At 39.8% G+C, this 14,976-nt stretch carries 9 protein-coding genes and 2 pseudogenes; 4 read left to right on the forward strand and 7 right to left on the reverse strand.

The window, feature by feature from the left end; translation table 11 throughout:
• Positions 1-34: 34 nt before the first annotated feature.
• From N8A89_RS16175 to N8A89_RS16185, 3 genes are all read right to left on the reverse strand, one after another.
• Positions 35-985 (reverse strand): D-2-hydroxyacid dehydrogenase, encoded by a 951-nt coding sequence (locus N8A89_RS16175; RefSeq protein WP_281543155.1) that lies wholly within the window; start codon positions 983-985, stop codon positions 35-37.
• Between the two features lie 2 nt (positions 986-987).
• Positions 988-2,052, reverse strand: a complete 1,065-nt coding sequence (serC, locus tag N8A89_RS16180) for a 3-phosphoserine/phosphohydroxythreonine transaminase (protein ID WP_281543156.1) — start codon at positions 2,050-2,052, stop codon at positions 988-990.
• Between the two features lie 89 nt (positions 2,053-2,141).
• Positions 2,142-3,212: an acyl-CoA reductase gene (locus N8A89_RS16185; RefSeq protein ID WP_281543157.1), complete on the reverse strand. Its 1,071-nt coding sequence runs from the start codon at positions 3,210-3,212 to the stop codon at positions 2,142-2,144.
• 90 nt (positions 3,213-3,302) lie between these two features.
• Between N8A89_RS16185 and N8A89_RS16190 the strand changes: the two genes are divergently transcribed.
• Entirely contained in the window at positions 3,303-3,656 is a 354-nt protein-coding gene (locus tag N8A89_RS16190; protein WP_281543158.1) for a 4Fe-4S dicluster domain-containing protein, read from the forward strand.
• Between the two features lie 78 nt (positions 3,657-3,734).
• On the opposite strand, the gene N8A89_RS16195 is transcribed toward N8A89_RS16190, so the two are convergent.
• Both N8A89_RS16195 and N8A89_RS16200 read right to left on the reverse strand, forming a co-directional pair.
• Positions 3,735-4,478: a class I SAM-dependent DNA methyltransferase gene (locus N8A89_RS16195; RefSeq protein ID WP_281543159.1), complete on the reverse strand. Its 744-nt coding sequence runs from the start codon at positions 4,476-4,478 to the stop codon at positions 3,735-3,737.
• Between the two features lie 62 nt (positions 4,479-4,540).
• A complete protein-coding gene (locus N8A89_RS16200; protein ID WP_430682126.1) occupies positions 4,541-7,342 on the reverse strand; it encodes a TonB-dependent receptor in 2,802 nt (933 codons plus the stop codon).
• A gap of 547 nt (positions 7,343-7,889) precedes the next feature.
• Between N8A89_RS16200 and ychF the strand changes: the two genes are divergently transcribed.
• Positions 7,890-8,984: a redox-regulated ATPase YchF gene (gene ychF, locus N8A89_RS16205; RefSeq protein WP_281543161.1), complete on the forward strand. Its 1,095-nt coding sequence runs from the start codon at positions 7,890-7,892 to the stop codon at positions 8,982-8,984.
• Here ychF and N8A89_RS16210 read toward each other — a convergent pair.
• Both N8A89_RS16210 and N8A89_RS16215 read right to left on the reverse strand, forming a co-directional pair.
• Positions 8,981-9,274: a chaperone modulator CbpM gene (locus N8A89_RS16210; RefSeq protein WP_281543162.1), complete on the reverse strand. Its 294-nt coding sequence runs from the start codon at positions 9,272-9,274 to the stop codon at positions 8,981-8,983. The two genes, ychF and N8A89_RS16210, sit on opposite strands and share 4 nt — an antisense overlap.
• Before the next feature lie 2 nt (positions 9,275-9,276).
• Positions 9,277-10,175 (reverse strand): annotated as a pseudogene (locus N8A89_RS16215) (DnaJ C-terminal domain-containing protein).
• 240 nt (positions 10,176-10,415) lie between these two features.
• Here N8A89_RS16215 and N8A89_RS16220 point away from each other — a divergent pair.
• A pseudogene (locus N8A89_RS16220) lies at positions 10,416-12,270 on the forward strand (DNA topoisomerase IV subunit B).
• Between the two features lie 31 nt (positions 12,271-12,301).
• Complete coding sequence (locus N8A89_RS16225; protein WP_281543163.1) at positions 12,302-14,974, forward strand: DNA gyrase/topoisomerase IV subunit A; 2,673 nt, start codon at positions 12,302-12,304, stop codon at positions 14,972-14,974.
• The last annotated feature ends 2 nt before the right edge of the window (positions 14,975-14,976 follow it).

Here is a 14,976-nt window from a genome sequence, read left to right on the forward strand (position 1 = left end):
GTACGAAAAACACCTATTATTTTATAACCAAAAGCTATTTTAATAGCGATACAATTTGGTCTGCGAGCTCTTTACCGATACGGTCTTGAGCTTCGTTAGTTGCGGCTCCTATATGAGGGGACAACGAAATGTTGGGGTGCATCAAAATCTTTATTTCCGGATTAGGTTCGGATTCATAAACGTCTAGGCCGGCAAACGATACTTTTCCATCATCAATGGCATCTATTAATGCCACTTCGTCAATAACACCTCCTCTGGCCGCGTTTACAATACCCACGCCGTCTTTCATTTGGTCCAATTCTTTCTTCCCAATTACATACTCTTTTTGCTCGGGTATATGCAGTGTAATAAAATCAGCCTCTTTCAACAACTCTTCTTTTGATGTGCACTCTAGCTGAAATTCAAGAGAACGTCCATCAAAAAAAGAAAGGGTAAGTGTACAGGTGTCTAAGGAAGAGTCGTAGTAAATAACATTCATGCCTATTCCTAGGGCTATTTTGGCCGTTGCCTGTCCAATCCTGCCAAAACCTATTATTCCGAGGGTCTTTCGATTAAGTTCTCTTCCGTTACCGTAGGACTTTTTTAATTGCTTGAACTTACTATCACCCTCCAGCGGCATATTTCTATTGGCATCGTGCAGAAATCGGACACCGCCGAACAAATGCGCGAAAACCAATTCGGCTACGGATTCGGATGAAGCCGACGGAGTATTAATAACATGTAAACCTTTTTTCTTGGCATGCGCAACATCTATATTATCCATGCCAACACCTCCACGACCAATCAATTTTAAGCTGGGACAATTATCAATGACGTCCTTCCTGACTTTAGTAGCGCTTCTAACCAATAAACCAACAATTTGATTTTTATTGATAAAATTCACTAATTGTTCTTGTGCGACCTTGGTCGTCACTACTTCAAATCCGGCTTTTTCCAAAGATGTGACTCCAGCAGGGGAGATGCCATCGTTCGCAAGTATCTTCATAATTATCCTTTGCGCTCCATTTCACTCATAACATCTACCAATACGCCAACGCTTTCTAATGAAAGGGCATTGTACATACTAGCGCGATATCCTCCAACGGAGCGGTGTCCATTTAGACCATTAATTCCGGCGTCCAGAAGCATCTTTTCAAAGGGCTCTTTGAGCGCGTCATCCGTTAAATTGAAGGTAGCGTTCATAAGCGAGCGGTCATCTTTATTCGCGTATCCTTCAAAAACAGGATTTAAATCTATTTCTGAATAAAGCAATCGTGCCTTTTTTTCGTTTTCCTCCTCTATCGTAGCAATTCCACCTAAATTTTTCAACCATTCCAAGGTTAGCATAGAAGTGTATACAGGAAAAACTGCCGGTGTATTGAACATGCTATCCTTACTAATATGTACCTGATAATCTAACATGGATGGTATTTTCCTGGACACTTTCCCCAATATATCCTCTTTTACAACTACCAGGGTAGTCCCTGCGGGACCCATATTTTTCTGCGCGCCGGCATATATTAAGTCAAACTGGGAAAAATCAAGAGTTCTGGAAAATATATCTGAGCTCATGTCACAAACCAAAGGTGCATCGGTTTGTGGGAATTTCTTTAATTGCGTACCAAAAATTGTATTGTTTGAAGTTAAATGTAGGTAGTCCAATCCCGACGGAACCGTGTAGCCCTTGGGGATATAGTTGAAATTCTCATCCTTAGAAGAACCCACTTCAATTACCTCGCCGAATAATTTTGCCTCTTTGATGGCCTTGTCACTCCATGTTCCAGTGTTCAGATATCCTGCTTTTGTCTCCAACAGATTATAGGCCACCATCAAAAATTCTAAACTTGCGCCACCATGCAGAAACAAAGCCTTATAGCCTTTGCCGTCCAAATCCAAAAGTTCCAATGCTAAAGACCGGGCTTTTTCCATTACGGCAACAAAATCTTTGCTGCGATGCGATATTTCTATTAGGGAAAGTCCAGAGCCATTGAAGTCCATAACCGCTTCGGAGGCCTTCAAAAGCACTTCTTTTGGTAATATACAGGGTCCTGCACTAAAATTATGTTTCTTCATGTTCGTGCTAAAATTTAATCGTTGCTTATTGTTTTAATATGGCTCGTAAAGATCATGATTTCTTGTGGAAAAACGACTTAGGAATACTTTTAATTATGGGATGTTTTTAACAGGAATTCAACAGTGTCAATACCATCCGCATAATCATTAAGTGCTGGTTTTTGCGTTTCCCCAAAGGATATCTCATCTGAAGTTACGCCGCTACCCACTATGCATTGAATCTGCTCTTTGTCGTTAGCTAACCTTTGCTTTAAGGTAGTTAGATCATCATAATGTTCATAAAATAGGGAAGCAATCGGGGAGGGGTAGCTGCTATCTTTTTTAAGCATTAGAAAACCATTGTCTAGAATTTCGAATTCACTCATTAAGTAGACCGCTTTATTGTAGTCATAATTATTTGCGTATTTTTTCAAGTTGACGATGTCCTTGTAATCGTAAATAGCGGAATAGAAATAATCAAAATTGTAGTCTGTTGGCACAAATAATTTGGAAACACTTCTACAGCCCAATCCGTAATACCTAAAGATGTCTTCTCCCAAGGCCTTTAGTTCGGCCTGGGTCTCTTTTCCGTGCAATACTGCAACCGAATTTCTGTTTTTTCGAATGATATTCGGTTTTTTACCAAAGTAATATTCAAAGTAACGCGCCGTATTATTACTTCCAGTGGCTATGACCGCATCAAAATCAACCATTCTCTCCTTAGTAAACTCAATAGTGTTTTCCAGTTGTGGTTCAACATATTTAAGGTAAGATGCAAGTAAGGGCAATAATAGCCTGTCATTACTGGATAATTTTACCAGGGCCTTGTTCCCCGTAATCACTACAACCAGTAAATCGTGAAAGCCTACCAAAGGAATGTTTCCGGCCATGATCAAAGCGACCGTTTTGGGAGTATTTTTTTCTAAGTCATAAGGGGATAACCAAAATTCTAAATTTTTATTAGTCAGAATCCCTGACCATTGTCGAAAGGAATAAATGATGTTTTCTTCGGTAAACCAACCGTTGTAATGGTGTGCTTTCCCTACTACTTCTTGAAATTTTCCAATCCAATTATCGTTAGTTGTCTCGGGAACCTCTTGTTTTGTGATAAAATCGCAAAATTGGCCTAGGAATTCCCCAAGTTTAACAAAAGCTTGAACGTTACGATTATGCTGGGTCATTATATTTGTAAAAGGTACTATTAGCAATTACCTTTGTGCAAAAATAAGCATGCCGAAACGTTTTAGGCATATTTAAGGAAAAAGAAAATTATGGCGATTATTATAACCGACGAATGTATCAATTGCGGCGCTTGTGAGCCGGAGTGCCCTAATACTGCAATTTATGAAGGCGCCGATGAGTGGCGTTATAGCGATGGGACTTCGTTGAGTGGAGAGGTTGTATTACCGGACGGGAAAGCAGTGGATGCCGACGAAGTACAGGAGCCCATAAGCGATGAAGTTTATTATATTGCCCCGGACAAGTGTACGGAATGTATGGGATTCCATGAGGAGCCGCAATGTGCCGCGGTGTGTCCAGTAGATTGTTGTGTGCCTGATGATGACCATGTGGAATCTGAGGAAGTATTACTAGCGAAACAACGCTTTATGCATCCTGATGAGTAAAGAACTAAAATTTAATCCATGAAGCCCTAACTGTTATAGTTAGGGTTTTTTATTGAATAAAATCTTTGAAATAAAATTTTATTTCAAAGTACATACGAGCAAATAGGTATCAAAAGCATAGGTCTTTCGGTCTATTTTTTCGTTTATAATGAAGCCTAACTTCGTCAAAAGGCATTCTAACGCTTCAAAATAAAATGACCTAAACAAAGTGCTATCGCTTCCTAAAAAAATTTTGTCTTTTTGAAGGAGCTGATAATAATTAGCCGTCCAATTGATTAAACTTTCATTACTTTCCTTCTTTATCACCCACTCCGATTCTCTCAGATACCTTCGCTCTTTAACCGTGCTCTTATGTTTTACGTACCTATTTGAAGCTACATAGGGTAAAAAGCGCTCCGCATCGATGAAATCAAAAATCAATACCCCATTCTCCTCTAAGGTGGCTTGGACACATTTTAAGGTTTGAAGAAAATCATCATCCGTGAGTAAGTAGCTTGTGGATCTTCCGGTAATAAGTATGGCATCAAATCTTTGGGAAGCACTAAAATTTCTCATATCACCCTGAAAAAAATTAAGTTCAGCTTGCTTTTCCTTGGCAATCTGTAACATGGCATCGCTATAATCCATTCCCGTATAAGTTCCAAAATCAACTGAAAAAGAACCAGCTAAATTTCCCGTTCCACAGGCGATTTCTAAAATTTTTGATGCATTGTATTTTTTGCAAATTGTGGAATAGAGGTCATATTCTGCACTATAGTCTATAAAACCCTGATAGATTTCATCATAGACTTTCGCCATTTTAACGCCATATAAATTACTCATAACAATAAATAAAAAAAGCTACCTAAATGTAGGTAGCTTTTTAATAGTATATAACAGTTTAATTAAAACTTATAGTTCAAAGAAAGATTGAACATAGCTCCTAATTGACTGAAATGATAACCATCATAGGTCATTTGAGAGTAACGCTGATTGAAAGTAATAAGATTAGACTGATTTTGCGTCTGTGCTGCATCGGCTAAAATAGCATCACCTGCGGCATTCTCCGATTTGAAGCTCCACTCAGGCAGAACATCAAATATGTTATTAATGTTCAATGCAATTGTAAATTTATCCGTAGCACTATAATTTATCCCAAGATCCGTTACGACTTTTGGTGTGAATTCAGTTCTAAGATTGAACACTCCGTTGGCATCGGTACTTAAACCCTGTTGAAAAAATGTGGTCTTACCGAAATAAGTGTTGTTCAATGAAAAACCAAATTTATTGATGTCATAGTTAGCACCTAAAATCCATTTGGTAACAGGACGTGAAGTAAAGAATAAAGCTTCTTGAGTTTGATTCACTACAGATTGTCCCGCTTGCTCCACCAATGTTGGATTGTTTACCTCACCATCACGTTCGTTTTGAATCGTGTAATTTCCTGATAAATTGATATCCAAATTACCAGCGCCAATGACTACGTCTTTGTACGCAAGAACTACATCTATACCAGAAGTTTTGGTATCTATCGCGTTGGCGAAGAAACTAACATCAGATAGGTTGTTACTGGTAAGAATATCATCTAAGGCCGTATTACCCGCAGCAGTTGGTCCTATTTCCGTGCTCAAAACAATACGGTCCTTAACGGCAATATTGTAGTAATCCAAGGTATAGGTGAACCTGTTATCTATTTTACCACCAAAACCAATGGTGAAGTTGTTGGAAGTTTCAGCATCCAATTGTGGGATTCCCAATAATTTAGCCTGTGTAGAAACATTGTTGATCAGACCACCTACTTGGATTCCTTGTCCAGGAATAAAGCTATACTGTGCTTTTTGAGTATATATTTGGTGTAAGGTAGGAGCCCTGAATCCAGAGGAAATAGACCCTCTTACTGTAAACTCATCGCTCACTTTGTAACGGGAACTAAACTTGTATACAAAAGCATTACCAAAATCCGAATAGTTTTCAGTCCTGATGGTACCGCTCAACAAAAATGCATCGGTTACATCGTAATCCAAACTGAAGTAACCCCCAATATTGTAACGGTTGAACTTACCTGAGTTTTGAGGTGAAGCACCAGCAAATGAATCCGCACCACCACCATCGTATGAAGCTAACTCACCTTCAATTACTTCAAAAGTTTCGGTCCTGAACTCAGCACCGATACCGATACTTATTTTATCGGAAAGAAGTCTTGAAATATCAATGTTTCCTACATTATGAGAAAACCTAGTCCCACCCGGATCAAATGATTGTTGGCTATTTGCTCTGTATAGCTCGGCGCCTTCAGTAACTTCTCCATCATCGATAACACCGTTATTATTGGCATCTACCCATGTTGAAGGCGAATACACCACATTACGGTTGTGCGTTTGGTTTACCTTGTAGGTCTGTAAGTTTCCACCGGTTGTAAAACTGGCATCAATATTCCAATCGTTGATCATGGACTTAAAGCCAACGGTACCGTTGTAATCGCTTAATAATCCTTCAAATGTTGGTACATATCCGTCATATCCATTTGGAGTATTAGGATTGTTTCCTGGGAAAAAGTCAGCTAAATAAGGAAAATCTTCCACGGTTCTCCAGTAGGGAGTTCTGTAGTTCGCAAAGCTATTTACAGATTTATATACATAAGCTGCATTACCGTACAGCTGTGTATTCGGACTCAAATCATAGCCAAAATTAACAGAGAACTTAGCCGCTGCCGTTTCTGGAGAACCATTTATATTCCCAGCGTCAGGGCGCCGACTTAAAAATTCTTGTACATCGGCAATATCTGCACCAAAATCGCCTGCTTCACCCGCTGCATCAACAGTTCCAGGTCTATTGGCTAAATTTACTTTTGACAAATCTACCGTATAGTTAATAAAACCTTGAGCATCACCAATAGCGCTACCGTTGTTCAAAGCGACGCCGAACATTTCACCGTCACCTTCTGAAGTAATACCAGAACGTACGGTGACAGAACCGTCGTCAGGACTATCTTTTAAGATGATGTTCATTACACCTGCAATGGCATCGGAACCGTACTGCGCCGAGGCACCATCACGCAATATCTCAACTCGCTTGATTGCGTCTGTAGGAATAGCCGAAATATCCGCCCCCGTTTCACCACGTCCCGGAGAGGTTTGGGTATACAATAAGGCACTTAAGTTTTTACGTTTACCATTAATTAGTATTAATGTTCTACTTGGTCCCATATTACGGATTTCATAAGGGTCAAGAAGCGATGTTGCGTCATTCACAGGAGTCTGTACCGTATTAAAAGACGGAATCCTATATTGTAAAGCCTTGTCAAATGTGACCTGACCCGTGGATGTCAATTCCTTAACGGATAAAACATCAACAGGTAAAGGCGTGTCCGTATTACTTCTGGGAGCGGTACGGGAACCTACCACGATAAATTCATCCAGGGCAACTCCTTCTATTAATTGAACGTTAATGGTACTTCTGCCATTTACAGGCTCTTCACGTGCAGCAAATCCAATATAAGTAAATACCAGTGTTGCACCATCGGAGACCTCAATATTATAATTTCCGTCAAAGTCGGTAGTAGTACCGTTCGTTGTGCCTTTTTCAACAATGTTTACACCTGCTAAAGCTAATCCTGAGTCATCGGTAACTGTACCGCTTACAGTGGCTTGCAATATCCCGATTTCCAAGTTTCCATTGGGGTTTGCATAATTGGTTCCGCATACCATTAAAAGTAAGAGCAACGGAAAGAATAGTTTTATGTTCATTTTTTTCATAATGTTAAATTTGAGTTAGTATTCACTTCTTTTCATTCCAGACCAATCTGTGGAGTTTATCCAAATTCTGGCCCAATGTCCTTGAAGTTTTAACAAGGGGGAAATATTAATAATTAAATAGTAAAGTTAGATACGCCTCCATATGAGACATGAAAACGCTATTAGAATTCAATTGACAAATATTACGTCAATTAGGGAGATACGCATGCTCTGCTTGAGAGTAGGTAAGGATAGTTGACCGGGTAAGAAGGTCTCACGAGAAAAATGCTCCCACATTTTTTAGCCTTAGGGTTTTTTCAACTATTTACCTGTGGCTTGGTTTAGCCGTAACAATCAAATATAATCTAAATTTAACACATCCTTAAGATTTATACGGATTAGTATAGGGTTTTTACGAATAGCAAGGTGATAAATCTATCCATCGCCTTACAGAAGTTTGATTTTATAAAGATGGAATACAGCGGTAAAAACTATATTTGCAGCTTCAAATTATCGAATCATGAAAGCAGGTATCGTAGGATTGCCCAATGTTGGAAAGTCCACCCTATTTAATTGTTTGTCCAACGCAAAAGCGCAGAGTGCAAATTTTCCGTTCTGTACTATCGAACCAAATATTGGGGTCGTTAACGTACCCGATGCCCGTTTGGAAAAATTAGAGGAGTTGGTAAACCCTGAGAAGGTTGTGCCTGCCACGGTTGAAATCGTAGATATTGCTGGACTGGTAAAAGGGGCTAGTAAAGGTGAAGGTCTAGGTAACCAATTTTTGGGGAATATTAGGGAAACGGATGCAATACTCCACGTTCTGCGTTGTTTTGATAATGATAATATCGTGCATGTAGATGGTAGTGTCGACCCAATAAGGGATAAAGAGACTATAGACATGGAACTCCAGTTAAAGGATTTGGAGACCGTAGAGAAAAAACTGGATAAAGTAAAAAGAGCCGCAAAAACCGGAAATAAAGAGGCACAGAAAGAGGAGGCCGTTCTACTGACGTTAAAAACCGGTTTGGAGGCCGGTAATTCTATTCGTGCCATTGAGATTTCGAAAGAAGATAGATTAGAGTACGTTAAACCGTTACAGTTCATTACGGACAAACCTGTTATGTATGTCTGTAATGTGGATGAGGAGGCCGCAGTTACCGGTAATGCGTATGTAACCAAAGTGAAGGAAGCCGTTGCCAACGAAAACGCGGAGGTCGTTGTCCTGGCCGTAGGTACCGAAGCCGATATAACAGAATTGGAAACTTACGAGGAACGTCAAATGTTTCTTGAGGATTTAGGCCTAGATGAGCCTGGCTCGGCAAAGTTAATCCGAGGTGCATACCGATTACTGAACCTAGAAACATATTTTACCGCTGGGGTAAAGGAAGTCCGCGCATGGACCATTCCTGTAGGCGCTACTGCTCCACAAGCTGCAGGGGTTATACATACTGATTTTGAAAAGGGATTTATCCGTGCGGAGGTTATTGCTTATGACGACTATGTGAGTTATGGTAGCGAGGCCAAGGTTAAGGAAGCCGGGAAGATGAGGGTAGAAGGGAAGGAATACATTGTTAAGGACGGTGATGTGATGCACTTCCGATTTAATGTTTAAGGCTCGTAAATCCTGAGTCTTTCTCGTAGCATTCTTAATTCATTTTCTAATCGGTTTATTTTTTTAATCATATGATTAATGGCATCTATCCCTTCTAAATTGATGCCCAATTCATTTTTTAAGCGGCTTACGCGTTCAATCTCCACCAAGTCTTTGGGTTTTACATATTCCTGATTTTCAACATGGGTTACCTTAATAAAGCCATACTCATGTAAGGAATAGATAAAATCGATTGGTGTTTGCGTATGCTTACAATATTGATGTATTAGTATATAGTTTTCCGATTCCATAATCATCTTAATTTTTTAAGCTCCTGAAAGAGCTCTTTTTCTTTTGCAGATAAATTTTGAGGCATGCTTACCTTATAGGTAATGTATAAATCGCCGTGCTTACCTTTTTGCTTATAGACTGGCATACCTTTTCCTTTCAGTTTTACTTTGGTGTCGTTCTGGGTTTCTGGCTTTACCTTCAATTTCACTTTACCGGTAAGGGTCGCTACTTCAATTTCACCTCCTAGAATGGCCTCGTATAAACTTATCGTTTGATTTTTGTACAAATCATTGCCAACACGTTGAAAAGCAGTGTTATTGTTAATTTCAAAAGTAAGGTATAAATCACCTTTTGGGCCACCGTTGACACCTTCGCCCCCGTAACCACTTATTTTAATTGTTTGTCCATCCTCAACACCCGCTGGAATGGTAATTCTGATTTTTTTAGTACCCAGGTCCAAAGTTTGTTTTTGGTCCTCAAGAATATCCAGAATGTTCAATTTTAAGGAGGCGTTCAAATCCTGACCTTTAAACTGCACCGATCTACGGCCACCGCTACTAAATCCTCCTCCTCCGAACATGGACTCAAAAAAATCGGAGAAATCCCCCGTACCGTAACTGCCAGACCTGCCATAACTTGTACCGCCACTTCTAGACGTTCGTCTTTGGCTTCTTTTGCTTGTTCATAGGCTTCCGCGTGCTCCCAATCCTTACCGTATTCATCATATTTCTTGCGCTTTTCCGGATCACTTAATACCTCGTTTGCCTCATTGACCTCTTGAAATTTACGTTGCGCCTCCTTATCGTTGGGATTTAGGTCTGGATGTAATTTTCTGGCCAATTTGCGATAGGCTTTTTTAATATCTGCTTGACTGGCTTTCCTGTCTAATCCAAGAATTTTATAATAATCAACAAATTCCATAAGCTTTCAAAAATGATACTAAATGTAAATAAAGAAAGGATTAATTCCTATGATAAAGGAACGGGTTTCGAAATTCTAAAACGTTTTTAATGAATGTTGTCCTTTGCAGCAGTTGCTACTAGAATAAGTTTAACTATCAACAAAAATGTTAAACTCATTGTTAATTACTTTAACATAGAGGGGTTTTTTCTTTATTTGAGTCATGTTATCTTTAGCATCACTTTCAATAAATTTTGTTAAATGTCCCAAAACACCCAATATACCGAAGATAATATACGCTCGCTCGATTGGAAAGAACATATCCGATTGCGTCCAGGTATGTACATTGGTAAATTAGGAGATGGTTCTTCTGCCGATGATGGTATTTATATCCTACTCAAGGAAGTCATTGATAATTGTATCGATGAATTCGTTATGGGTGCGGGTAAGACTATAGAAATCGTAATCAAGGATAAACTGGTCAAGGTGCGTGATTATGGCCGTGGCATTCCGTTAGGTAAGGTTGTAGACGTAGTTTCTAAAATGAATACGGGCGGTAAATATGATAGCCGCGCCTTCAAAAAATCTGTAGGTCTTAATGGTGTAGGTACCAAAGCGGTCAATGCACTTTCTAGTTTTTTTGAGGTTCAGTCATCTCGGGACAACAAGGTAAAAACGGCACAGTTTAGCTGTGGCAATTTAGATAATGTAGAAGGCCCTGTCGATACCACAAAAGAAAAGGGACCAAGGTTACATTTACGCCAGATGAGAGCATTTTTAAAAATTTCAAATATCGCAATGAGTATGTGGAACGCATGCTCAAAAATTACGTTTATCTAAATCCAGGGCTGACCATAATTTTCAATGGTGAAAAATTCCATTCGGAAAATGGATTGAAGGATTTGTTGGAGGATAACAATAATCAAGACGATTTTCTTTACCCTGTAATCCATCTTAAAGGGGATGATATTGAGATTGCCATAACCCATAGCAAAACCCAATATAGCGAGGAGTACCACTCTTTTGTAAACGGGCAGCACACTACCCAGGGGGTACGCACCAATCCGCTTTTCGCGAGGCTTTGGTAAAGACCATAAGGGATTATTACGGTAAAAACTACGACGCTTCCGATATAAGAAAATCGATAATTTCAGCTATTGCCATTAAGGTCATGGAACCTGTGTTCGAAAGTCAGACAAAAACCAAATTGGGATCTACTGATATGGGTGGGGATTTCCCGACCGTAAGGACTTATATCAATGATTTTGTTGGGAAATATCTGGACAATTATTTGCATAAAAACCCGGAGACAGCCGAGAAGTTGCAGCGAAAGATTGTAATGGCCGAAAAGGAGCGTAAGGAACTTTCCGGTATACGAAAACTGGCCAGGGACCGTGCTAAAAAGGCAAGTCTCCATAATAAAAAGCTTAGGGATTGCCGGGTACATTTGGGGGACATGAAAAAAGAAACCCGACTGGACAGCACCCTTTTTATTACTGAAGGGGATTCCGCATCCGGTTCTATCACAAAGTCAAGGGATGTCAATACACAAGCGGTATTCAGCTTACGTGGCAAGCCCTTGAATTCCTATGGAATGTCCAAGAAAATCGTGTATGAGAATGAAGAGTTCAACTTACTGCAAGCGGCGCTGAATATTGAGGAATCCATTGAGGATTTACGCTACAACAATATTGTCATTGCAACGGATGCCGATGTGGATGGAATGCACATACGACTTCTATTAATTACCTTCTTTCTCCAATTTTTCCCTGAATTGATAAAAGAGAATCACTTATATATTCTTCAAACCCCATTGTTTAGGGTGCGAAACAAAAAAGAAACAATTTACTGCTATAGTGATGAAGAACGCCAGTATGCCATAAACAAACTAAGTGGAAAGCCGGAAATAACCCGCTTTAAAGGTCTTGGGGAGATTTCGCCGGATGAATTCCAACATTTCATAGGTGACGATATACGTTTAGAACCTGTGATGCTGGATAAGGCAATGTCCATAGAAGAATTATTAAGTTTCTACATGGGTAAAAATACTCCGGACCGGCAGGAATTTATAATAGAAAACCTTAAAGTAGAGGTTGATTTAATAGAAGAAAAGTAATTATAAAACAAGTAAATACGATTGCTTCTGAATGGAAGAAAATGACGAACTGAACGAGGAACAGAATGACGATTTATCTGCTGGTGAATTAACCGATAACAGTACCTCCGATGCCCTGACCAGGGTGAGTGGCATGTACAAGGATTGGTTTCTGGATTACGCCTCCTATGTTATTCTAGAGCGTGCAGTACCCGCCATTGAAGACGGGTTTAAACCTGTACAGCGCAGGATAATGCATTCCCTTAAAGAATTGGATGATGGTCGCTACAATAAGGTTGCGAACGTAGTGGGGCATACCATGCAGTACCACCCCCATGGAGACGCCAGTATAGCTGATGCTATGGTCCAAATTGGTCAAAAGGATTTACTGATTGACACGCAGGGAAACTGGGGTAACATTCTCACGGGCGATAGGGCTGCCGCATCGCGTTATATTGAAGCACGACTATCCAAATTTGCATTGGAAGTAGTTTTCAGTCCTAAGATTACCGAATGGCAGCAATCCTATGATGGTAGAAAAAAGGAGCCTGTAAACCTTCCGGTTAAATTTCCACTATTACTGGCTCAAGGTGCAGAGGGGATAGCAGTAGGGCTGTCTACCAAAATCCTACCCCATAATTTTATCGAATTAATTGATGCTTCCATCAAACATTTAAAGGGCCAGCGTTTTAAGCTATTTCCCGACTTTCCTACGGCCGGTATAATTGACGTGGGCAACTATAACGATGGCTTAAGAGGTGGAAAAATTAGAGTACGGGCTAGAATTTCACAACAGGATAAGAGTACGCTGGTAATCAATGAAATACCTTACGGAACCAATACCTCTACTTTAATAGATTCTATCCTCAAAGCAAACGATAAGGGTAAAATAAAAGTCAAGAAAATAGAGGATAACACGGCAGCGGATGTAGAAATATTGGTCCATTTACCTTCTGGTATATCCCCTGAGAAGACTATAGATGCATTGTACGCCTTTACGGCTTGTGAGTCCTCCATTTCTCCTTTAGGATGTATTATCGAGGACAACAAACCCCTATTCATTGGAGTTACGGAAATGCTGCAACGTTCAACGGATGCTACCGTAGAGTTGCTAAAACAGGAACTGGAAATACAACTTTCAGAACTGGAGGAACAATGGCATTTTGCATCCTTGGAGCGGATATTTATTGAAAATAGGATTTACCGGGATATTGAGGAGGAAGAGACCTGGGAAGGTGTTATACAAGCTATAGATAAAGGGCTTAAGCCGTTTACGAAAAATTTACGACGCGAAGTTACCGAAGAAGATATAGTACGCTTGACTGAAATTAGAATCAAACGTATTTCTAAATTTGATTTGGACAAGGCGCAGCAGCAATTGGATAGCCTGGAAGAGAAAATTGCCCAGGTGAAGCATCATTTGGAAAATCTCGTTGATTTTGCGATAGATTACTTTAAAAACCTGAAGACTACCTACGGCAAAGGTCGTGAACGCAAATCGGAAATACGGATTTTCGATGATATTGAAGCGACCAAGGTGGTTATCCGTAATACGAAACTCTATGTAAACAGGGAAGAAGGTTTTGTAGGCACCTCTTTAAAGAGGGATGAGTATGTCACGGATTGTAGCGATATTGATGATATTATCGCTTTCACGAGCGATGGTAAAATGATGGTAACCAAGGTGGATTCCAAGACCTTTATTGGTAAAGGAATATTGCACGTTGCCGTTTTTAAGAAAAAAGATGCGAGAACCATTTACAATATGGTTTATAAGGATGGAAAAGGTGGTGCGACCTACATCAAACGATTTAATGTTACCAGTATAACCCGCGATAAGCTGTATGACCTTACCACAGGCAAACCTAATTCCCAAGTGCTCTATTTTTCTGCAAACCCCAACGGAGAGGCGGAGGTTATTACGATCAATTTGCGGCAGGTTGGGAGCATAAAAAAACTGAAATGGGATATCGATTTTGCCGATGTTCTCATTAAGGGTAGGGCATCCAAAGGAAATATTGTCACTAAATACTCTGTTAAACGTATTGAGCTCAAGGAAAAAGGACTATCCACCTTAAAGCCTCGAAAAATTTGGTTTGATGATGTTGTTCGCCGCTTAAATGTAGACGGCAGGGGCGAACTCATAGGAGAATTTAGGGCGGATGATTTATTACTTATTATCAACCAAAAGGGTGTGGCAAAAACAATCTTGCCCGTCTTAACCTCTCGTTTTGATGACGATATGATCGTCATTGAAAAATGGAATCCGAACAAACCTATATCCGCAATTTACTGGGAAGGTGAAAAGGAACGTTTTTATGTAAAACGTTTTTTAATCGAAACAGAGTTGAAAGAAGAAATTTTTATAACAGAGCACCCCAAATCCTATTTGGAGCTGGTTTCGACGGACTGGAGGCCTGTAATCGAAATAGAATTTCCAAAACCTAGGGGAAAAGAGCCCAAAGAAAGTATAAGTGTGGATATTGAGGATTTCATCGCTGTTAAAGGTATTAAAGCCATGGGCAATCAATTAATTACTGAAAAGGTAAAGAACATCAATTTACTGGACCCCTTACCTTACGAAGAGCCAGCTGCAAAAGATACCGCGGATATTGAAGTCGTAGACGAGGAAAATGTGGATTCCGGAATTAAAAAAGTTAATCAAGAAACGACGGAGGAAGGAGATGAAAAGGATGATTCTGAAGGACAAACAAAACTATTTTAAGT

Source organism: Maribacter aestuarii (assembly GCF_027474845.2).
Taxonomy (GTDB): domain Bacteria; phylum Bacteroidota; class Bacteroidia; order Flavobacteriales; family Flavobacteriaceae; genus Maribacter; species Maribacter aestuarii.